Origin of the sequence: Vibrio sp. OPT46 (assembly GCF_015163535.1) — a bacterium.
Classification (GTDB): domain Bacteria; phylum Pseudomonadota; class Gammaproteobacteria; order Enterobacterales; family Vibrionaceae; genus Vibrio; species Vibrio alginolyticus.
Genome location: NZ_JADDYG010000523.1, coordinates 1 through 371, shown reverse-complemented (window position 1 = coordinate 371; position 371 = coordinate 1). Strand labels below are relative to the sequence as shown.

The window sequence follows — 371 nt, the reverse complement described above, 5'->3', positions numbered from 1 at the left end:
TTCTCTGCGACGGGGATGAATTCGTCTGGATAAATTTCGCCAAACTCTTTGCTACGCCAGCGAACCAGAGATTCGAAGCTCACTACTTTTGAGCTTTTTGCGTCAATAATTGGCTGAAACTTAACGCTTAATGTCTGTTTTTCTAGTGCACTTTTTAGACCTTGTTCAATAAAGAAATAACGGTCTACGGCATGCTGAGTTTTCTCACTGTAAACCGCAACACGGTCTTTATTCTGCTCGCTTGCGTACTGACAAGTTCGTGCTGCTTTACGCAATATTTCCTCTGCTGAGTGACTTGGATCTATGCAAGGATACAAACCAATACTAATGTTACTTCCTAAGTATTGGCCCTCTTCAATCACTGCCTCGTG

The 371-nt window shown here is 42.6% G+C and carries 1 protein-coding gene; it reads right to left on the bottom strand.

Features of this window, described 5'->3' with window-relative positions; all coding sequences use genetic code 11:
* The coding region (locus IQR33_RS21260; protein ID WP_193844028.1) for an EAL domain-containing protein at positions 1-371 on the bottom strand (371 nt) is incomplete at both ends.